Below are 21,103 nucleotides of genomic sequence, written 5' to 3' on the forward strand. Positions count from 1 at the left end.
CAATTTATACCTTAATATCAACAGTTTTTCTGATCAGAGCAACTCCTATAGTCTGTGAGATGACACCTGCTACAAGCAGCCCCCAACCAATGGGATTTGTAAATAAAGTTCCAATATAGGACGGATTTATCACAGAGAGGATAAGACCGATAACAATAGGAAGAAATCCTACAACCATCCCCGATATCCTTCCCTGGGCGGTAAGGGTTTTAATTTCACCTTTAATTCTTATGCGTTCTCTTATAGTATGTGAAATACTTTCGAGTACTTCAGACAAATTTCCACCCACCTGTCTCTGAATCAGAACTGCTGTAATAACCAGATCCATATCCTCACTTTCTATTCTTTCAGTTATGTTTAGCAAGGCATCCTCAGTAGGAGTTCCAAGATTCATTTCCCGGAGCGCTCGGTTAAATTCAACACTTATCGGTGCCGGCATTTCTTTAGAAACCATTTCCATGCTCTGCATAAAACTAAAACCGGCCCTCATGGAGTTTGCCATAACTATCAGAGAATCCCCTATCTGAGAATTAAATTTTTGGGCCCTTTTTGTTTTAATCCGTTTGATAAAATACCTTGGGAGAACAAATCCTACTACCGCTCCCAACCAGCCGAAAACAATGTTTTGGGTAATAATACTAAACAAAAACCCTAGCCCGGCCATGGCCAGCAAAATGATAAGGACAAATTCCTCCCCTTTTAAAGGTACATCTGCCTTGATAAGCTCAATTTCAACTTTCTTGGTGAATTCTTTAGCAGCAAAAACTTTACTGGCTTCTTGAAAGGTGTCTTTCCAATTAAAATTACTTACCCGCTCTCTTAAACCGATTTCCTGTGACAATTCACCAGGTTTGGCGGTGTAAGTATTCATTCGGGCGCTTAACTCCCGCTTGCCTGCAGTAACAGTAAGAAAAATACCATAAATTAAAAACGATACAAAAAGGAATACCAAGACTAAAATTAAAGAAAGATGCATAATGTCCCCTCCCGGATTACCAAATATTTATATCGGAGGTATAGAGAAAATATCATCAGGCAGCTTAATACCCTCAGTTTCCAGCTTATTCAGAAATTTAGGCCTGATCCCCGTTGGTTTAAAACGACCTATCAGTTTACCGTTTTCATCAATACCCTTTTGTTCAAAAACAAAAATATCCTGCAAAACAATAGTATCACTTTCAAGCCCCAAAACTTCAGTGATATGTGTAATCTTTCTGGACCCGTCTTTCAATCTGCTCTGCTGAACAATCATATCAACAGCTGAAGACATCTGTTCCCTGATAGCCCTTACAGGAAGGTCCATCCCGGCCATCAAAACCATAGTTTCCAGCCTTGCCAGCATATCTCGAGGTGAGTTGGCATGGCCTGTTGTCAGTGAACCATCATGTCCTGTATTCATAGCCTGCAGCATATCTAAAGCCTCTCCACTGCGGACCTCCCCTACAACTATCCGGTCGGGCCGCATCCGCAGACAGTTTTTTACCAAATCCCTGATAGTGACTGCACCTTTCCCCTCAATATTAGGAGGACGGCTTTCCAGTGTAATAACATGTTCCTGTCTGAGCTGGATTTCCGCAGCATCCTCACAGGTTACAATCCGCTCATCGTTTGGAATGAATGAAGACAACACGTTAAGTGTAGTTGTTTTCCCTGAACCGGTACCTCCTGATACCACAATATTAAGCCTGCCCTTAACACAGGCTTCGAGGAACTTGGCCATCTCAGGAGTCAGGGACCCAAACCTGATTAGGTCTTCAATTTTTAAGGGGTCTTTAGAAAACTTTCTAATAGTTATACTTGGCCCCTTTAAAGCAAGTGGCGGAATAATAGCATTTACCCGGGATCCGTCGGGAAGGCGCGCATCAACCATAGGGGAACTTTCATCTACCCGCCTGCCGATAGGGGCAACAATTTTCTCAATAATATGCATAACATGTTCGTTGTCCCTGAAGGTTACATCAGTCAAAACAAGCTTGCCTTTTCGCTCAATATAAACCTGGTTTGGACTGTTAACCATTACTTCAGATACCGTAGGGTCATTGAGAAGCGGAGTTATCGGTCCTAATCCAATAACCTCGTCAATTATTTCAGAAATTATTTTTGTCCTGTCAGCCCTGGGAATATATGACGCTTCCTGGTCTAACGTATTGTTAACAATAATGTCAATAGTATCCTTCAGTTTTTTTGCATCTTCTTCATTCTGACTGTCTGCCTGCATTGCTTCATTATCTAGTTCTTCAATTACCCTTTTATGTATTTGAATTTTAAGCTCTTTATAAGGGTCCTGCTTTACGACTGTTTTTTTTGCAGACTTATCAGCATTTTCCACACCTTCACCAAGGGTTGTTTTTTCTTTTTCCAGTCGTTTTAACAGTGACATACCCTGACACCCCTTATTAAAATATGTTAACCAAAACTATTTGAATAATTTCCCAAACAAACCTTTCTTTTTTTCCACTTCAGATGCCTTCTGCAGTTGAACCTCACCCTGCATAACCATACGTGCTAATTCCCCAATGCTTTCTGAAATTTTTGTGCCTGGGTTAGATATTACAAAAGGGTTACCCTTATTAACCGAACCAATGACAGTCCGTCCATCACTGGGAACGTGTGCTGCAACCTGAAGACCAATACTCTCTTCCATATCTTCACATTTTATTCCGATATCACTGGAAGACCGGTTTAAAATCAACTTGACCTTTCCCTTCAGGTGCAGGGAGTCCAAGACTTCAAGCCCCAGTTTAACATTCTTAATAGTTGGCAAATCCAGTGAAACCAGGAGCATAATCTGGTGACTTAAATCAAGGGCACTAAGGGTCGTCTCGTGGAAAAAGGACGGGGTATCGACTACTATATAATCGTAAGTTTGTTTAAGGATGCCAAGAATTTTTTCCACATGGCTTCCGGTAATCAGCTCTGAATATTCGGGCCTGGTAGGACACGGAAGAACCCTTACCCCCGTCGGATGTGTTACCAGATAACTATCCATAAGGTCTGAGTCCATTTGCCCAATATCCTGAATCAATTCTGTAATAGTTCTTTTGGGAACCACATTCAACATTATAGCTACATCACCAAACTGCAAATCTAAATCGATTATGGCCACCTTTTTCCTGGTCTGTTCCGCCAGGCTTATTGCAAGATTAACAGCTACTGTTGTTCTGCCTACACCGCCTTTAGTTGAAAAAACAGTAATAATCTGGGGGTCACGCTGCAAATCCCGTATAATTGAAGGCTCAGCCAATTGAATCCTGCGTTTTTGTTCCAGTTCATATACTTTTCTGATAGTATTCACCAGTTCATCTGTACTAAAAGGCTTCACCATGTATTCACGGGCACCTGCCACCATGGCCTTTTTTAAGTACTCCTGCTCACCTTGAACAGACATAATGATAATTGCGGCCCTAGGGTACTTAAGGGAAATTTCTTCTGTAGCAGTTATTCCATCCATTGCCGGCATATTAATGTCCATTAACAGGATATCCGGGTTAAGCTTCCCTGTTTGCTTGATTGCTTCTTCTCCATCAGCGGCTTCACCGACAATCATCATATCCTTTTCAAAATATAGCAGCCTTTTAATATTTTCCCTGGTTTCTGTAACATCATCAACTATCAAGATTTTTATTGCCATCAGACTCGCCTCCGTTATTTGAGAAGTTCCATTGAATCTATTGACGGCCTGTCTTCTATGCTATTATCTGCCGGCGCGCGCAATGTCAGATATAAATCGCCTTTAGATGCCATATAGGCAACCAACTGTGTTTTTTCATTCGGTACAGCCAAAGTGACGGTCCCGGCAGATGCAGATGCACTATTTTTTTCTCCTTCTGCCTTAGGTTCTCCAATATCGGTCCCTACAGCCAGGACCTCGGCATTTTGTAGTAAAACATGGGTCTTTATTTCCCTGGTTGTGTTTACATTAGGGTCTGGGCTAAAAATCTCCACTTCCACCGTACCCAGCACATCAACACGGTCTCCAGGCTTAAGTAATCCCCCAACACCTGTCTGTTCATTAATCTTGATGGATATTGCCCGCATTCCAAGAGGAATAGAATAAGCCAAGGACTGCCGGTCGCTATCAATTTTGACAACTTTGGTATCCAGTATCTGTTCCCCTGCCTCAATCTCAGCCCGCGCCGTAGACCCCACAACCTGGGACATGTCACTAACCGCATGACTGTTAACATATTCTGCCGGTATGTCTTTCATGGTAACCATATTGGCGGTTATCAGGGTTTTTTCGGGAATCCTGGCATTGGCAACTGCCACAGATTTGGTTTTTACGTTAGTAACTGATTCCTGAACAGACTTTAGGTAAAAATTTAATGCAATTGCAGTCATAAGGCCGCAAAATAGCGCCAGCAGCAAGACTTTTTTATTGGACATTCCATTTCCCTTCTTTCCACTATAATAAAAACTGTTATTCCAGCAGTTTTACACTAAGCAAGCCATATCCATCAATGGAATCATCTGTCTCTGCAGATACTGTTTCAAAAATAAACCTGCCCACAACATCACCGTTATTACCTTCATGGTTCTCCACACCTTCCAGGAAAAAGGCGGCAAAACCAACCACTTTAACTTGTCTGTTACCTCCACTCCCGGAATACTCCTCCACAATAGGTACATAAATCACCCTGGGGCAATCAGGATCATGGTTGTTCCAGGTACATGAAGGGGTATGGGTACAGCTATCGATACGCTGCTGAACACCGTCAGCAGTAGGGCCTGCCATGTTTCCAGGTTCAATGTAGATAATATCACCAATAGAAATCTTTCCGGAAAAACCTTGAACAATCATATCTTCATATTCATGGGCGCCACCGCCACCACCTGTAAAATCAAGGGCGCCAAACCAGCCGCACCACCTGGCCCCGTCGCTGGTGGACCCGCTAGCACCTTCTTTTAATACATATGGGTCACCATAGTTAAATACCTGCTCCATTACGGAAAAAGGGACCGCACCGCGAAGACTCTTCACGGCAGCAACGCTGGCGCTGACCTCTGTACTTACTTGACGGGAGTCAAAGCCAAAAACCTTGGCAAAAACCAGGTTAACAGTTTTATCAGCAGAAACTGAAATGCTTTTATTATCATCACTAATATTAATACTTAATTGTTCAGGTTCGATACCATTCATGGCCGCATATTCTCCAGCCATCTCCTCCGCCAGGGACGGATTAGCCGGCAGTTCCTGGGCCCCTGCCAGGGCGGCAGCATCTGCCGCCCTGACAAGGCGGTTATGTTCCAAGTACATTACCCCGGTATCAACAGCCAGACCGACAAAACCCAGCAGAACTGTAAATGCAAGAGCAAGAATTACAATTACTTGTCCCTTTTCACTTCTTAAAAATCTGCTTATTAAGTTTCGCATTTGAAACACCACTTTTCACTTAATAAGTTTAACACTGCTTAAATACGTGCCTGTAAGAGAATCATCCGTTTCCCCGGATACCGTATAGTTGACATACCTGACATAAACTTCATTTTCCAATCCGGCTCCGACCACCTTTTCCAGAAAAACACTGGCAAAGCCAACAACCTCAAGTCCATCGGTGGGAAGAATCCCAAGGTTCCTGTAAATTGGGACCAGTACTATTCGGGGGCTGTCAGGGCTGAAATTGTCCCAGGTTTCGGCAGCCTGGTCAATTCGAGCCTGGATACCGTCAATAGTTGGACCGGTAGCATTCCCTGGGGCTTTTCCCTCAATGTCTCCAATAGTAACTGGGCCGTCATAACCATACTGGGCAGATTCCCTATAGTCATCTTTACCTGCCTGACCGGGGTATGCTATAATCCCAGTCCACCCCACACTTGGGTTGCCAACTTTAATAATGTACTGGTGACCATGTGCCAGAGGAAGCAAGTTTTCATCGAGCCCAAGAGGAATCAGCCCATATATTTTTGATACAGGGGAAATTTTAGCAGTAGCTGTTCCATCTACATTAGCTGTATCTAACCCTAAAAGTTTGGCAAAATGAAGTTGAACCGGTTTCTGCACATTAACCGTAATTTCCTTGTTTCCGGATGAAAAAGTAATTACAAGGTCATCAGGGTCAGTAATATCAATACTGTTTTTTTGAAGATACTCTGAGACCCGGGCTGTGGCCTTAACAGTATCAGGAAGTTCCTGGGCCCCTGCCAGAGCAGCGGCATCTGCTCCACGGACCAGCCGGGTGTGTTCCAGATAGAGGATGCCTCCATCAACTGCAAGGGCTACAAAACCAAGCAGCACTGTGAATATTATGGCAGAAATAATGACAACATTTCCATTTTGACTTGTTATCAGCCTTCTGAACATATCCATGCCATCATCCCTCCACTCGCATAGTTGTCTGGGAGGTGACAATAAACGGGTCTCCTATAATCGGTCCAAGTATTGGAGCAATTATATCCACTGGGTATGATACAATAACCTTAACTGCACTGCCGCGGGGTCTTTCAGAAGCAGCCGGGGGGTCAATTGTTATGCTGAGCAAACCAGTATCAAACTGGTCGGCATTAGTGCCATACTGCACAGCATTAACTATTTCCGCATCAGTACCCCCTACAGCACCTTCCCTTGCTCCTTCACGCGACAAATTAGTTACTATCATATAAGTGTTCAATATACGACCAAACTCAACAATTCCAAAAATTAACATAATAAGGATTGGCAGTACCAAAGCCATTTCTACAATGGCCTGACCCCGCTGATTTCTGCGAAAATCATGGAACCACAACATTTTTATCACCCCACCAGGTACGCTGCCAACGTACCAATTCCAATTGCTAAGCCGTATGGCAGGGACTCGTGGAATTCGGCTTTATCCAGGTTTTTCAGGGTATTCACTTTAAAAACACTGGTAATCAAGAGGAAAAAACTTAATCCAATACGTTTTAATGTTGTCAGCAGCTTTTTCTGCTTAACCAGTACAAAGACAGCCAAAACTCCCCCTGCAATCCCGGTAGCCAAAAATACCTTGCATACAAAAAGCGTTCCTTTCAATGCCCCAATAGTGCCAAGCAGTTTTACATCCCCAGCCCCAAACCCGCCAAGCGCAAAGGGAATAAATAACAATCCCAAACCTGCTCCCAGGCCCTTGAGGCTGAATAGAACACCACTGCCACCATAATTCAGTAAATTTAGCAGCAATCCGACAAGCACCCCAGACAATATTACTACATTATAAATTTTCCGTTCCTTAAGGTCCGTATAAACAGATATGATTACCACAACTGCTACAGCAATATCTATCAGGTTACTAACCTGAACTTTCAACGGCATCAACCCTTTTCGAAAACAAACCCTACTTGCTTAAAAAGTAGGGCCTGTCATTTTAATACACGTAACCATATCGTCTTTATGACCACTCCATCTTAAGCAGCCTATCAATAAAGTATATAATAGTTGATGGGGCAGTGGGTTGTCCACCGCCCCGTTATATTATTCTTAAGGAGTCGGGTCATCAAGACCTGTACTGATTGCAGTAAACTTCTCAACCAGCTTGTCACCCATGGTTACAAGAATTGTAATAACACCGATTACAATAAGCGCCAAAATGAGCCCGTACTCAGTCATACCTTGTCCTCTTTCTTCACTCCACAATCTCTTTAGCATTGTTAACATAATATTACCCCCTTTAATTTTTTTACTTTTTTGATTTGTTCCGCACGTGTTTTAACCAAAACATAAAACCCTTTTCCACACTGCCTGTAGAGAAGGGTTATTTATTATTCCACTCCCCCTTTGGCAGCCTGGCAATCATAGTGTTTTACCACCTTAGACCCATGGCTTTGCGCCGCCGCCTTTCAACGACTTTGCCTTTTTCAATGAAGATATTCATATTCAATTTTATTCTAACACATTTCTACCGTATGTCCATCGACCCTTGGTCTTATTTTTGTATAGGACTAAAGTCCTATACAAGCTTATTCTGCTTCCCTAAAATACTGACGTTACTGTTTTAATAATCTCATGCTACAATTTACCAAACTAGTTAAATAGAAGACAACAAAATTTCATGTAACGGTTCTTTGATAAGCCCTTTATCCTAGATTTTTTTCATCACCTCCCTTTGTGCATAAATTCTGAAGCATATATACCAATTAATAGTACGATTACACCAATTAAGCAGCCAAGATACACCGCTTTACTTATTCTTGGGAACCGCGCTATTAATAGCAGTGAAACGAAGAAAAACCTTTCTCCAAACTGCAGTTAAGAGAAAGGCATACTACCTTTAGATTCTCTTTCGGCAGCTTGGCAATCATAGTAAAAACACCTTAGACCCATAGCTTTGCGTCACCGCCTTTCGGCGATTTTGCCATTTTTCGATAGATTTACTATATTAATGTGTCAATTCTATATTACTATATTTTAGTAATCTTGTCTACATTTTTCTACATTTTTTTAATTTTTTTTACAAGATTTTTATGTCACGTTAGTTTACCCTAGCTAAAGATTTACCAGCTTTAATTTTACTGCAGATATCACAGCCTGTGTTCTGTCTTCAACATTAAGTTTTCTGAAAATATTTGTAATATGATTTTTTACTGTCTTCTCGCTAATATATAACAGCCTGGCAATATCCTTGTTATGGACTCCGCTGGCAATATATTTCAATATCTGAATTTCTCTTGAAGTAAGGTTAACTTTTAGATTCTCATTAAAGCTGCCGGGATCAACAGCATGCTGTCTATGATTAGTGTTTGGTTCCCTGTCGTCCTGTTCCAGCTCCCTACAGAGCATTGCCGTAACCCTAGGGTGGATTACCATCTCTCCTTTATAGACAGCCTTTATAGTAGCGGCCAGTGCGTCAGGGTCAACATCCTTAAGCACATAACCACTAACCCCCGCCCGGATAACACTGACTACCTTTTGTTCACTATCTTCAACAGTAAGGGCAATTACCTTAATTTCAGGAAACTTTTGTTTTATTTGTTTGGTAGCTTCCAGGCCATCCATCTTAGGCATATTAAGGTCCATAATTATAATGTGAGGTTGTAATTGACCGGATTTTTCAACGACATCTTCTCCATCTGCCGCTTCACCAACAACATTAAGCAATGGGTCAAGCCTTATAACCTTGATTAGTCCCTGGCGTATAAGCGGATGGTCATCGGCAATGAGTATCCTTATCTGGTCCATTAAACCTCCTCCTATCTTGCTAACGGAACTTCAAAATACACTTTTGTTCCCCTGCTCGGTTTAGTTTGAATTTTCATCTCCCCGCCGAGAAGGTCAATTCGCTCTCTCATACTAACTAATCCAAAATTGTTTCCCGTCTGATTGGCAAGGTAATCATCCAGATCGAAACCTATACCATCATCTTCAACAAACGCCTTCACCAGATCATCCTTTAATTGAACAACAACTTTTACTTTAGAGGCATGGGCATGTTTCACAATATTATTCAAGGCTTCCTGAATCAAGCGGAATAAGGCAACTTCTAAAACAGGTTCCAGCCTGGCCTCTTTTCCAAAAAAATTCATCTCAATATCTATATCGTTTTTTTCGCGAAAATCTTCAATATATCTTTTTAAAGCAGGAATCACACCCAAGTCATCAAGAGCCATCGGGCGCAAGTCAAAAATTATTTTTCGCATGTCCTGAAGGTTATTGCGCACTATATCCTTTAGCTCTTTCAACTCGTGACTCACTTTGGCCGGCTCAACTTCCATCAGCTTTTCACAAAATTCCATCCGGAGGACGACATTGGCCATAGACTGAGCAGGACCATCATGAATTTCTCTGGCAACCCGCTTCCGTTCCTCTTCCTGGGCTTTTACAATCTGCAGACCCATTTGCTGCCTTTGCTGCAGACTTTCTAATTTGACATTTATATCCCTCAGGTTCCCTCCAATGAAATCCATAACCACACCAACCTGTGAAACCATGTTTTCAGCTTTTTCCTCAGTCTGCTGAAGATTCCGCTTGCTGGTTTCAAAATCTTGTTTTTTCTGGAGTAATTGTTCCCGCCGTTCTTTTAACAAGGTCAGCCTAACCTGCAATTCCCTAACATTCTCATAAGCAGCTTTAATTTCATCTTCAGAATGCTTTTTAAAAGCTCCGGTAACTTCAGCTACCCTCGCCTGGACAATTTCTTCCTCTTGTTGAGCTGCTTCCAACTTTGAGTTGACATCTGCTAATTGGCTATCCGTCTCAGCCATGCTGTTCTTAATCCGCGAACATTCACTGCGGGCATTCTCAGCCACGGCAAATAACTGTTCCCTGCCGGCGGCCAGAGTCCTCATAGTCTCTTTTATTACAGTATCAAGAGCTGTTAACTCGGAAGAACTTCCATTTCCGCCAATATTATTCATAATCTACCTCCCAATGATAAAATTCGATATATTTCCCTAAAATCCTTCAAAATGTAGTCATTTCCTAGACTAAATATGCCAAAAAAAAGGAGCCAATCGGCCCCTCTGCTTATAATCCCAACATTTCCTTTATTGCAGTCTGTATTATCTTCACCTTTGTTTCATTTTCTGTTTCCACATAAATCCTAAAAAGCGGCTCTGTTCCGGATGCCCTGATTAAGACCCAACTGCCGTCATCCAGGATAAACTTCTTTCCGTCAATTGCCACAGTCCGGGTTACCGCCATCCCTGCAATTTGTCGGGGAGACAGTTCCTGCAGGTTTATGAGTATTTTCTTTTTGTTTTCCTCAGTTGTCCGGATATCTAGTCTCTCGCTTATAAGGATACCAAACTTCTGTTCCAATTTATGTAGTATATCACGCACCGGCAGCTTTTCCACAGCTACCAGTTCAGCAATCAGCGCAGCAGCCAAAACCCCGTCTTTTTCGGGAATATGTCCGGCAATACTCATTCCTCCGCTTTCTTCGCCACCAAGAATGCTGCCCCTTTTTATCATAGATTCACCAATATACTTAAAACCGACCGGAGTTTCATCAACTTCAAAACCATAGTTAGCGGCTATTCTGTCTAACATATGGGTAGTGGCTACAGATCGGGCAACAGGTCCTTTAAGCCCCCGGGAATTGATTAAATGGTAATATATGAGATAGAGTGCCTGATTAGCAAGTATAAATGTCCCGTCACTGTCAATAATGCCAAACCGATCGGCATCCCCATCCATTGCCAGCCCGAGGTCTGCCCCGGAACAGACCACCCGGTCACGCAATTCTGTCAGGACTTTGGCAGAGGGTTCAGGCATAGAACCCCCAAAAAGCGGGTCCCTATGTCCATGGATAACTTCCACTTGGCAGCCGGCCTCTTCAAGAACCCTGGACAAATAGCCTATCCCCGCTCCATACATAGGATCAACAATGACCTTAAGTCCGGCCCGGCGAATAGCTTCAAGGTCAACTACCGTCTTCAGGTGTTCAATATAATTATCAAACGGGTCTATATCAACAGCCAGCCCCTGGTTTACAGCTGTGTCGTAAGAGATTTCTTTAAATTCCAGTGCTCCAGTAACTTTTTTCAAGTGTTCTTCAATCTCGTCTGTGATGTATGGCATAGCAGGCCCCGCATATTCCGGGATAAACTTAATTCCGTTATATTCTGGAGGATTATGGCTGGCAGTAAGCATAACCGCCCCTGCAGCCTGAAGATATCTGACCGCAAAAGCAATTACAGGGGTAGGTGTTGCCCTTCCTGTCATCCACACCTTAACCCCATTTCCGCATAACACTTCAGCAACCGCCCTGGCAAAATGTTCTGACAGGAACCTGTTATCATAGCCGATAACCACGCCGCGCCCTGACATGCCATGACCGGCCACGTAATCAGCTATAGCCTGGGATACATACTTGACATTCTCAAAAGTAAATTCCTTGGCAATAATCTCTCTCCAGCCATCTGTACCAAACTTGATTTTTGACATTAATCGTCCTCCTTTATATTCAAGGGTTTGTATCTTGGACTTTTTGTTTTTCTATTATTCTATTTCTATATATGCATATCATTTACGTAAAAAAACTAAAAGTTCCTCCTGTCACCGCCTGTATTATTTGTATCTACATTGTTGATTATGCCTGAGAATTCAACCATTCAATGAAAAAAAGCAGGCCCCCTACCTGCTTTCAATTGCTCTATAACATTATGCCCCGAAATTTGATTTGTTCTCAGTCTTCAAAAATTGGCCCTGTACCCGGTACCCCGCCTTAGTACTAAGGACACCCACCCGGTTAGCACCTATAAGCGCCAACAAGGTAATAATGGTAAATAAAGCAAAAGCCTGTTCACTGGTCATAAATGTCATCAGTACCGCACTGGCACCCAACAAAGAACTGATTCCATAGATCGCCAGCACTGTCTTCCTATGGGAAAACCCGATTGCTAACAGCCTATGATGCAGATGTTCCTTATCTGCTGAAAATATAGGTTGGTTATTTATATACCTCCTGAGAATGGCAAACAATGTATCAAATATTGGAATCCCAAAAATTAAAACCGGAACAAATACTGAGAACATGGCAGCCTGCTTGGTCAAACCAATTACAGACATCCCAGCCAACATAAACCCTAAATAAAGGCTCCCCGAATCCCCAAGAAATATTTTTGCCGGATAGAAGTTGTACCTAAGGAAACCTATGACAGCGGCACTTAGTACAACCGCAGGCAGTACTATCCACATCTGACCATTGACCCAGCCTACAACAGCCAAGGTCAGAGCTGCAATTGAAGCAAGCCCTCCGGCCAAACCGTCAAGACCGTCTATCAAGTTAACGGCATTGGTGATACCAACTATCCATAATATAGTTAACGGGATGCCGAAATTAATCCCAAAATGTGTTAAGCTAAAAGTGCCGCCCAGCGGATTTGTGATAAAATCAACCTGAATACCAAAAACCACCAGCACACCTGCTGCAGCAAGCTGCCCCAAAAGTTTGAGCCTTGGCGAAACATCCTTAATATCATCAAGCAATCCCAGCAGCATTATCATTGTTCCGCCAATGAGCAGACCCATCATGGATTTAGTTATTTCTCCCATGATAAGCACCGTAACAGTAAAGGCAAGAAATACTGCCAGCCCTCCCATACGCGGCATTAATCCGGAGTGAACCTTCCTGGCATCGGGCCGGTCTACGGCGCCAAGCCAAAACGACAATTTCCGGACAACCGGGGTAACCACCAGGGAAATTAGAAACGCAATTATAAAGCCTTGATAAAGCCCCGCCATTATGAGTCTCCTCTCTGGTGCAGTTTCTTATCTCTCTAAAGAACATTTTTATTTAAAATAGGGTTCATAAGATTTGTCCAAAACTACAAGGCAAACAGACAAGGTGAGCTCCCGTCTATTTTTATGCGGGATTTCTGCAAAAAATAATAAATCCTTGTCCCTTAATTTAAAATTTTATCATACCTTGTTACAAATGTCACCAATAAAATCAAAATTTCGTCTGCCGGGCAAATTAAATTCTATCCAATGGCAAACATAAACTCAGCCTCTGCTGCCGGCTGCTCTTCGACCATTGCCCTTGCTTTTGCTTTGCCTATTTTCCCCCGCAGTTTAATAACCTCTACCTCAATAATAAGCCTGTCCCCCGGAACAACCTGGCGGCGGAAGCGAGCATTGTCTATTCCCGCAAAAAACGCCACTTTTCCCTTATATTCCGGTTTATTCAGTATCCATGCTGCTCCAACCTGGGCCATTGCTTCAATAACCAGCACTCCGGGCATCACCGGATAACCGGGAAAGTGTCCCTGAAAAAAAGATTCATTGGCACTGACATTTTTCAGTCCGACAATTTTGTTGTCATCCATTTCCAGTATCCTATCAACCAATAAGAACGGATAACGGTGAGGCAAAATTTCCTGAATTTCTTTGATATCAAGCACAGGCATAACCTCCAGCACAATTTATTTTCAATAAGTATTAGATTATTAATTCTACATTATGAAACAATTTCCTTTAATCTTAGTGTTCAGATTACTTTCTTATACACTCCCCTGAGCATATCTATGGCTTCCTGTATTTCCGGTACCTTTAAAACTAGTAAACCAATTAAATAGACAATAATCCCCAAAAATACCGAAGCACCTACCTGAATCAATCTTCCCATACCTGAATCCAGGTCAACCCTTAAACCTAGTATACCGCTGCAGAAATAAGTTAAAACTCCCATCACAACAGAGGCTGCAAACAGTTTTAGCAACAAGATGATAAGGTTTTTACCCTGCAAAGCTCCCAGCCTCCCTGAAAGCAGAATATAGAGGGCTGCCGCCTCAATCAATGCAGTAAGAACCGCACCCATAGCCAAGCCTCCGATGCCCATGAACCTGATCAATATAAAATCCAGAAGTACATTTAATATAAATGCCGCTACAGTAATAACAACAGGGATAAACGTATTCTGAAGGGAATAAAAACCTCTCCGGAAAATATCTCTTACAGAAAAAGGCAGCAAAGCCAGGGCATATACAGACAGGGCATATGCTGTCGGCACAGTATTGCTGGCATCAAAAGCCCCCCGTTCAAAAAGAAGCCGTACTATAGGCACACTTAACGCTATTAGGCCGGCACATGCAGGCAGCATTATCATTGAAATAACCTTAATACCCTTGACCAGTGTTTCCCTAAGCCTATCCAGCCTGTTTTGGGCCGCAAAAGCCGATAAAGCGGGGAAAATTGGAACGGTAACCGCCATCAGGAACAGTCCCAATGGCAGCTGCATCAATCTGTATGCATAGTTTAAAGCTGAAATACTGCCTGTATCAAGGCCTGAAGCAAGTCCGCGCTCCACTATCAAAAGCAGTGAAGGAGCCAATGAAGCTATTAAGACCGGGAGCATTAGTTTAAACACCCTGATTACCCCCGGATGTCCAATAGCAAACTCCATCCGGTAACGGAAACCCTTCTTATACATTACAGGAAGCTGCAGCACAAACTGGCAGGCAAAGCCGGCTGTAGTCCCCACCGCCAGTCCCCTGATTCCCATAACCGGTCCCAAAACGATAGCGGATGCTATTATGATTATACTTGTAATCATTGGCCCCAACGCCGGAAAGAGAAAGTGCTGATGAGAATTGAGAAACCCTGAAGCAATACCCATCAGGCTGACAAAAACAAGCGCCGGAAACATAATCCGGATCATTTCCGCCGTCAAAGGGATACTGTCACCCTCAAAACCAGGGGCAAGCAGTTCCACCAACAGGGGAGCATATGATATCGTAACCGCCACCACCAGCAGCAGGAGTACAGCCAGTACATTTATCAGTGTGCTGGTAATCGTGTCGGCATCATCTCTTTTGTTTTTGACCAAATAACTGTTCAAAACCGGAATAAATCCCGCACTGATACCGGAAGCAATCGCCATAGCTATTCCACTGGGAACAGCAAAAGCTACCAGATATGCATCAGTCTCTGATGTCAGCCCAAAGTTGTTGGCAATGACCATTTCCCTGATAAATCCAAACAGCCGGCTCAACAGTGTGGCCGCCATCACCACAATGGCTCCCTTTGCTATCGATTTCCCTGTAATCATATTTTTCGGCCTCTTTCAATCTCTTTATTCAACATTTCCTTATATAGTGCTGTTGTTTTTTGGCCCATTTTTTCAGCTGTAAATTTCGCCTCAATAGTCTGCCTGGCCGCAGCAGCCAACTGTGATGCCAATTCCCTATCCCCGGCTAAAGTTCTGATTCCCTGGGCTAAAGCCTCCGAGTCGGCAGGGGGAACTAATAGCCCATTTCTGCCTGGTGTCACTACTTCGGGAATACCTCCGACACAAGTTGCCAAAACCGGCTTTTGCATTGCCATAGCCTCCATAACAATAAGGCCCAAACCTTCCGAAAGGGACGGCAGTACCAAAAAGTCCAGGGCGGCGATAACTTCGGGAACATCTGAACGAAACCCGGTAAATATCACTTTTTCCTTAATTCCCAGTCTCTCAGCTGCCTTTTCAATGTTCTGACGCTCTGTCCCGGAACCCACCACCAGCAGGACCAATTCGGGAAAATCAGGCGCCACCTTAGCCATAGCCTGCAAGAGATAGTCATGGCCTTTTACCGGGTGCAGCCTGGCAATAATTCCGGCCACCGTCTGACCCTGGCTGAGTCCCAGCTCCTCTCTAACACCCTGGCCTGACAACAGAGGATTATACTGCCCTATTTCCAGTCCATTATATACAGTAGTTATCTTATCCAAAGGAATACCTTCCCGGGCCAATCCCTCCCGGAGCATTTCACTAACTGCAATAAACCTCGTTGTAATATGCTTAGTAAGATTTTCACATAACCTGTTCACAAATCTATCCAAATTCCTTGGGTAGTCAAATTCCAGGACACTATGCACAGTTGTCACGACCCGCCTGACCTTAGCCCATTTAGCTGCCAGGCGGCCAATTAGATTAGCTCGCACTCCATGAGTATGTACAATATAAAAGCCTTCCCTTATTATCAGAGAGGCTATCTCCTTCACAGGTGACAAATCAAATTTGCTCTTCATTGGAAAAACATGCACAGGAAATCCTTCATTTACTACCAATGGAGCAAGCGGCCCAGAAAAAAAACAAGCAGCATGCACTTCAAATTCTGATGAATTTACATGCCTCATCAGGGTAAGCAAATGCTGTTCAGCGCCCCCAAACTCACCGCCACCGATTATATGCAGTACCTTAATCCGCCCCACCTGTTTACCCCCTGCCAATGGTATCTAGTCCACAAAATACAAGCGTTTTTTGCAGCCCCTCCTCAAGTGAAAACCGGGGCTGCCACTCAAGGGCTAAAGTTGTTTGTTTAATACCCATACACATATGCTTAATATCACCTTCACGCTCAGCCGTATAGTCAGGAGCAGAAACAATCCCTGCTATTTCAGACATCGTCTTATACAGCTGATTTACCGAGACTCTCGTTCCGGTACCCACATTAAGAGTTAACCCATCCCCTCTGAATAATGCGCTGACATTGGCCCGGGCAACATCTCCTACATAGATAAAGTCCCTGGTTTGTTCCCCGTCACCATGAATACATGGTTTCTCCTCACTAAGCAGCTTAGCGGCAAATATAGAGACAACCCCGCCTTCACCTGAAGCCCCCTGTCTGGGTCCAAACACATTGGCATAACGAAGCACCGTAGACTTAAGTCCATATAATGTTCCAAATACCCGCAGGTAATATTCAGGAACCAACTTGGAAATACCGTAAAAAGACATCGGTTCCCGGGGATCCGTTTCAGAAACCATAATCCCTTGCGGATTCCCGTACACAGCCGCTGAAGAGGCATAAACTAGTTTTTTCACCCCATAAAGCCGGCAATTTTCCAAGATATTTACTGAACCGGCAGCATTTGTGACACAGTCTTTTACTGGGTTTTCCAGTGACTTGGGAACACTTACCTGTGCCGCCAGGTGAATCACATATTCAGGCCTGTAGCGCTGAAAAACCTCAGAGATCCCTTCTGATGCGATATCCATAGTAATAAGCTGGGCCCTGGGATGGAGATTTTCCTTTGTTCCGGTTGACAGGTCGTCCACAACCACAACCTCTGCCCCATCATCAATTAGTTTATCCACGGTATGGGAACCTATAAAACCGGCCCCTCCGGTGACCATAACCTTCAATCTGCTCACCCTTTCTCAAAGCCCTTATTTTTCCTATTCTTTTATTTTATCAGTTGTAAAATGGTTTAACAAGTGCTAACAGTCAAGGCCCGGCTGTTTCCAGCCAGGCCCCGGTTTATATTAATCACTATCAGATTCATAAGATTCCTTATATACCTGCCATTTGTCCCCGGTCTTCATCAGATAGTAGTGTATTGGCATATCGGCTTCAACATAGATATCGTCTTTCCGGAAAGAAGCCAGGCTGTCATAAACAACTTCGGCCCAATACGAGCTTTTATTAATCACCCGGCCCCGTGAGGTTATCTCATAACTTAGATGCTCTCCCTGATTCATTGCTTCAAACATCTTCATGGTTTCCGCATCTGATATGTATGCGGCTATCTCCCCTGTCAAATAGGGCATTAAATTTTCAATAACTGTAGAACTATTGCCATTAACCAGTGACTCAATCCCATTGCTCACCTTATTGGATTGTGAAAGAAGTATACGGTTACTCGGAAGATTGGATTTATCATTCATAAGATACCTGTACAGCATAACAATAACCTCAGCCCGTTTTGCTCCCTGTCCAGGAGCGAACCTGCCATCAGGGAATCCTGTTATCAGGCCTATTTCAGAAGCCTTTTGAATGCTTGGATAAGCCCAGTAACCGGTTGTGACATCAGAAAAAGTACTTTCTGTATTTACATCTGGTTCTATATTTTCATATACATCCTGCTCATCTTGCTCGTTAGCTATGGCCCTGACCAGCATGACTGTTATTTCCGCCCTGGAAATCTGCCTGTCAGCTTGGAAAGTACCATCCGGATTCCCCTTCACTATTCCATTTGCATAAAGACTATTAACCGCATTTTCCGCCCAGGAAGGAATCCGGTCATTAAACGCTGCCTTAGTATCAACCGGTTTAAAACTCAGGGCTTCATAAAGGATTTTAGCAAACTCCGCCCTGGTAATTTTCTTATATGGTTGTGCTGTCTGGACTTGCAGGTATCTTCCCGTATTCCGGTCATATACTGTTTCCGTATAACCCTGGACTATACCCATAGCAATAAGCTCGGTCATTTCTTCATATGCCCAATGCATGCTGCCGTTTCGGTCCATAAGGTCATAAAAGTCCCCGGTAAGGTAGTCAGTCTTGTTAGCCTTTACCGGCATATAAAAAAGAGCACCTAGTACTATAGCTATTAATACAACCGCTGCTGGTTTTTTCATATGTACTTCCTCCAAAAACATAATTATATTGATAACTATTGTTAATTTCTTAGTTATGAAATTCCACAGGCCCTAGTAATGTCCTGCTTTTGGAGGTCATTTATTGTGTGGTAATTTGTGGTCTAAGTCATGATTGTCAATTATTTACCTGAAAACAATCTCGATAATATAATAGCACCAAGGAATTTAGGCAACTGGAGCATCCTCCAAAAACGGGATGGCTGCCTGATTAAACGGTACAGCCATTCAATCCCCGCATCCTGTATCCATTTGGGGGCTCTTTTAGCTTCACCGGAAAAAACGTCAAAACTGCCGCCAACCCCGATACTTACCGGGACCCCGGCAGGTTTTACCCGTTCCTCAATCCACTTCTCCTGCTTACCCATTCCAAGGGCTGCTAGCAAAATATCCGGTTTTTTGATTTTAATATCATCAATGATTTTTGAATCATCGTTAAAATAACCGTGCTGAATTCCGATAATTTCAATACCAGGGTAAGCTTTTCTGATGTTTTCAGCCGCCGCTTCCGCAACTCCGGGTTTTGCTCCCACAAAATAGAACTTGTATTTCTTTGCAGCTGCCTGTTCAAATAACGCTGTTGTCAGGTCAATCCCGGTAACTCTTTGTTTGATAGGCCTGCCAAGTAACCTGGCACCAATAAGTATCCCAATCCCATCAGCAGTTACCATCAAAGCATTATCAAGATATGCCTTAAAATCAGGAGATTTTCTGGCCAGCATGACAATTTCGGGGTTAGCAGTTACTACTAGACCGGCGGTGCCGTTTTCAACATATTCCTGAATTCTTTTCAGCGCTTCACCCAAATTAACATTGTCGATGCCAACTCCCAGGACAAAAACCCTTCCTGCCACATCCATCATATAATCCTTAGAGTTCCTGCAGCCCTCCATCAAACAACATCTCCTGATTGATAGTTAAAAAGGGACAGGCATTACCTATCCCAATACACACTTATTTTACGGTAAACCCCACCTTATATTATCCCTGTGTCACTATGTTGACAACCGGGGTTGTGGCACTGTTTGTAATAGTTTCAGTAGTATCCGGCTGGTCCTCGTTATCAGTTGAGGAATCCTGCTGCGGGCTGACAGGAATTGTCGGGGCAGCCGGGTCCACCGGTTGGATTGTATTGTCTTCCACCGGGTTAACAGGTTCAGGGAGCCCCTCAGGAGGCAGGTTAGGGTTAAGCTGTCCCTGTTGCTTGTCATTATCAGTTTCATCATTTACCGATCCCTGTCCGGGCATTGCATCTGTATCCCAGCCTGCTTCCCCAGTTCCGGGATCTTCACTTACCGCTTCTCCGGTTTCCTGAGTTGATTCCTCCGGTTCTTTAACTTCCTTAGGGACGGTAATATCAGGTCCTGTAATAGTAGCCAGCTTCACCCCGCGGAACAAATCATTTAATATTATTTTGGCTTTCTCTTCATCAGCCTTCCAGTAACTTATTCCCTTGTAGTTCAGGAAGGTTCCGGGCAGTGTGGCAGTGACAATACTTTCCGAATCCAGATTTGCTGCCGCTTTTGCCAGCAAAATAGCATCCTTGATGCCCAGGTTGGTTTCCACAGCATCCATCAGCTGGGGTACTAGTTTAGGCAGTTTAATAATAGTCTTTGCTTTAAGCATTTCCCCGGTCAGAGCAGCTAAAAACTTTTGCTGGCGCTCCGCCCGTGTAATATCTCCAAGAGCATCATGCCTGAACCTTACATAACCCAAAGCATCATGACCCATTAATCTCTGCTGACCTGCCTGTAAATCAATATCCTCCTGGGGGTAGTACATCCGTTTTTCCACTTCCAAATCTACCCCGCCAAGGGTATCAATTATTTCCTTAAAACCCTCAAAGTTTGTCTTCACATAATAAGGTATCTTAATATCCAGCAAACCTTCAACGGTTTCTATTGCCAGATTAGACCCGCCAATTGCATTGGCAGAATTAATCTTATCTGTACCATGTCTGGGTATTTCCACCATAGTGTCCCTAGGAATAGAGACCATGGCAATCTTCTTGGTATCTCTATCTATACTAACAAGAATCATAGAATCAGTTCTGGCATCCTCTTCACCGGGACGGGCATCAACTCCCAAAAGGAGTACATTTAGTCTATTAACCGGAAACTCCGCTTCCTCCTGGGCAACAGTCTCTTTTTCCTCTATATCTGCATCCTCTGATAAGGTTGCTATAAATTTCCCCCCAAAAAATGATACTGTAAAAACCAGCAACAAAGCCAGAATATATAACAGAGAAGCCTTGCTACGTTTGTGTGGCATCATCCCGCAATCACCTCAAATCACTCATTAATATACCTTCAAACCATTTTACCGTAATTTACTAACACAATCAATATTAA

20 protein-coding genes and 2 riboswitches are annotated in these 21,103 nt (G+C 43.4%); all 20 genes read right to left on the reverse strand.

Going from position 1 to position 21,103, the window contains the following annotated elements:
* Positions 1-4: 4 nt before the first annotated feature.
* Positions 5-976 carry a type II secretion system F family protein gene (locus ABFY19_RS12820; protein ID WP_418791036.1) on the reverse strand — a complete coding sequence of 324 codons (972 nt, stop codon included), beginning with the start codon at positions 974-976 and terminating at the stop codon, positions 5-7.
* 27 nt (positions 977-1,003) lie between these two features.
* Positions 1,004-2,380, reverse strand: coding sequence for a CpaF family protein (locus tag ABFY19_RS12825; RefSeq protein ID WP_418791037.1), 1,377 nt, complete (start codon positions 2,378-2,380; stop codon positions 1,004-1,006).
* A gap of 36 nt (positions 2,381-2,416) precedes the next feature.
* On the reverse strand, positions 2,417-3,631 hold the full coding sequence (locus tag ABFY19_RS12830; protein WP_418791038.1) for a response regulator: 1,215 nt from the start codon (positions 3,629-3,631) through the stop codon (positions 2,417-2,419).
* Positions 3,632-3,645: 14 nt separating this feature from the next.
* Positions 3,646-4,386: a Flp pilus assembly protein CpaB gene (gene cpaB, locus ABFY19_RS12835; RefSeq protein ID WP_418791039.1), complete on the reverse strand. Its 741-nt coding sequence runs from the start codon at positions 4,384-4,386 to the stop codon at positions 3,646-3,648.
* Between the two features lie 34 nt (positions 4,387-4,420).
* Positions 4,421-5,374, reverse strand: coding sequence for a pilus assembly protein TadG-related protein (locus tag ABFY19_RS12840; RefSeq protein ID WP_418791040.1), 954 nt, complete (start codon positions 5,372-5,374; stop codon positions 4,421-4,423).
* A gap of 15 nt (positions 5,375-5,389) precedes the next feature.
* Positions 5,390-6,307 (reverse strand): pilus assembly protein TadG-related protein, encoded by a 918-nt coding sequence (locus ABFY19_RS12845; protein WP_418791041.1) that lies wholly within the window; start codon positions 6,305-6,307, stop codon positions 5,390-5,392.
* Between the two features lie 4 nt (positions 6,308-6,311).
* Positions 6,312-6,725 (reverse strand): TadE/TadG family type IV pilus assembly protein, encoded by a 414-nt coding sequence (locus ABFY19_RS12850; protein ID WP_418791042.1) that lies wholly within the window; start codon positions 6,723-6,725, stop codon positions 6,312-6,314.
* A gap of 5 nt (positions 6,726-6,730) precedes the next feature.
* The gene (locus ABFY19_RS12855; protein ID WP_418791043.1) at positions 6,731-7,267 is read right to left on the reverse strand and encodes an A24 family peptidase; all 537 of its coding nucleotides are present in this window, start codon (positions 7,265-7,267) and stop codon (positions 6,731-6,733) included.
* 165 nt (positions 7,268-7,432) lie between these two features.
* Complete coding sequence (locus ABFY19_RS12860; RefSeq protein WP_418791044.1) at positions 7,433-7,609, reverse strand: Flp family type IVb pilin; 177 nt, start codon at positions 7,607-7,609, stop codon at positions 7,433-7,435.
* 119 nt (positions 7,610-7,728) lie between these two features.
* Positions 7,729-7,815: riboswitch (cyclic di-GMP riboswitch) on the reverse strand.
* A gap of 418 nt (positions 7,816-8,233) precedes the next feature.
* Positions 8,234-8,318, reverse strand: a riboswitch (cyclic di-GMP riboswitch).
* A gap of 119 nt (positions 8,319-8,437) precedes the next feature.
* Positions 8,438-9,130, reverse strand: coding sequence for a response regulator (locus ABFY19_RS12865; protein WP_418791045.1), 693 nt, complete (start codon positions 9,128-9,130; stop codon positions 8,438-8,440).
* Positions 9,131-9,141: 11 nt separating this feature from the next.
* Positions 9,142-10,305, reverse strand: coding sequence for a sensor histidine kinase (locus ABFY19_RS12870; RefSeq protein ID WP_418791046.1), 1,164 nt, complete (start codon positions 10,303-10,305; stop codon positions 9,142-9,144).
* A gap of 109 nt (positions 10,306-10,414) precedes the next feature.
* On the reverse strand, positions 10,415-11,836 hold the full coding sequence (locus ABFY19_RS12875) for a phosphoglucomutase/phosphomannomutase family protein (RefSeq protein WP_418791047.1): 1,422 nt from the start codon (positions 11,834-11,836) through the stop codon (positions 10,415-10,417).
* Between the two features lie 216 nt (positions 11,837-12,052).
* Positions 12,053-13,135: a glycosyltransferase family 4 protein gene (locus ABFY19_RS12880; protein ID WP_418791048.1), complete on the reverse strand. Its 1,083-nt coding sequence runs from the start codon at positions 13,133-13,135 to the stop codon at positions 12,053-12,055.
* Between the two features lie 239 nt (positions 13,136-13,374).
* Positions 13,375-13,794, reverse strand: coding sequence for a 3-hydroxyacyl-ACP dehydratase FabZ (fabZ, locus tag ABFY19_RS12885; protein ID WP_418791049.1), 420 nt, complete (start codon positions 13,792-13,794; stop codon positions 13,375-13,377).
* Positions 13,795-13,880: 86 nt separating this feature from the next.
* A complete protein-coding gene (gene murJ / locus ABFY19_RS12890; protein ID WP_418791050.1) occupies positions 13,881-15,440 on the reverse strand; it encodes a murein biosynthesis integral membrane protein MurJ in 1,560 nt (519 codons plus the stop codon).
* On the reverse strand, positions 15,437-16,585 hold the full coding sequence (locus tag ABFY19_RS12895) for a glycosyltransferase (RefSeq protein ID WP_418791051.1): 1,149 nt from the start codon (positions 16,583-16,585) through the stop codon (positions 15,437-15,439). Before ABFY19_RS12895 ends, murJ begins: the two co-directional genes overlap by 4 nt.
* Positions 16,586-16,589: 4 nt before the next feature.
* Positions 16,590-17,510, reverse strand: coding sequence for an NAD-dependent epimerase/dehydratase family protein (locus ABFY19_RS12900; RefSeq protein WP_418792609.1), 921 nt, complete (start codon positions 17,508-17,510; stop codon positions 16,590-16,592).
* Positions 17,511-17,639: 129 nt separating this feature from the next.
* On the reverse strand, positions 17,640-18,734 hold the full coding sequence (locus ABFY19_RS12905) for an S-layer homology domain-containing protein (RefSeq protein ID WP_418791052.1): 1,095 nt from the start codon (positions 18,732-18,734) through the stop codon (positions 17,640-17,642).
* 140 nt (positions 18,735-18,874) lie between these two features.
* Entirely contained in the window at positions 18,875-19,645 is a 771-nt protein-coding gene (locus ABFY19_RS12910) for a WecB/TagA/CpsF family glycosyltransferase (protein ID WP_418791053.1), read from the reverse strand.
* Positions 19,646-19,733: 88 nt separating this feature from the next.
* The gene (locus ABFY19_RS12915) at positions 19,734-21,026 is read right to left on the reverse strand and encodes an LCP family protein (RefSeq protein WP_418791054.1); all 1,293 of its coding nucleotides are present in this window, start codon (positions 21,024-21,026) and stop codon (positions 19,734-19,736) included.
* Positions 21,027-21,103 lie beyond the last annotated feature (77 nt).

Origin of the sequence: Phosphitispora sp. TUW77 (genome assembly GCF_048453025.1) — a bacterium.
Taxonomy (GTDB): Bacteria; Bacillota; Thermincolia; order Thermincolales; family UBA2595; genus Phosphitispora.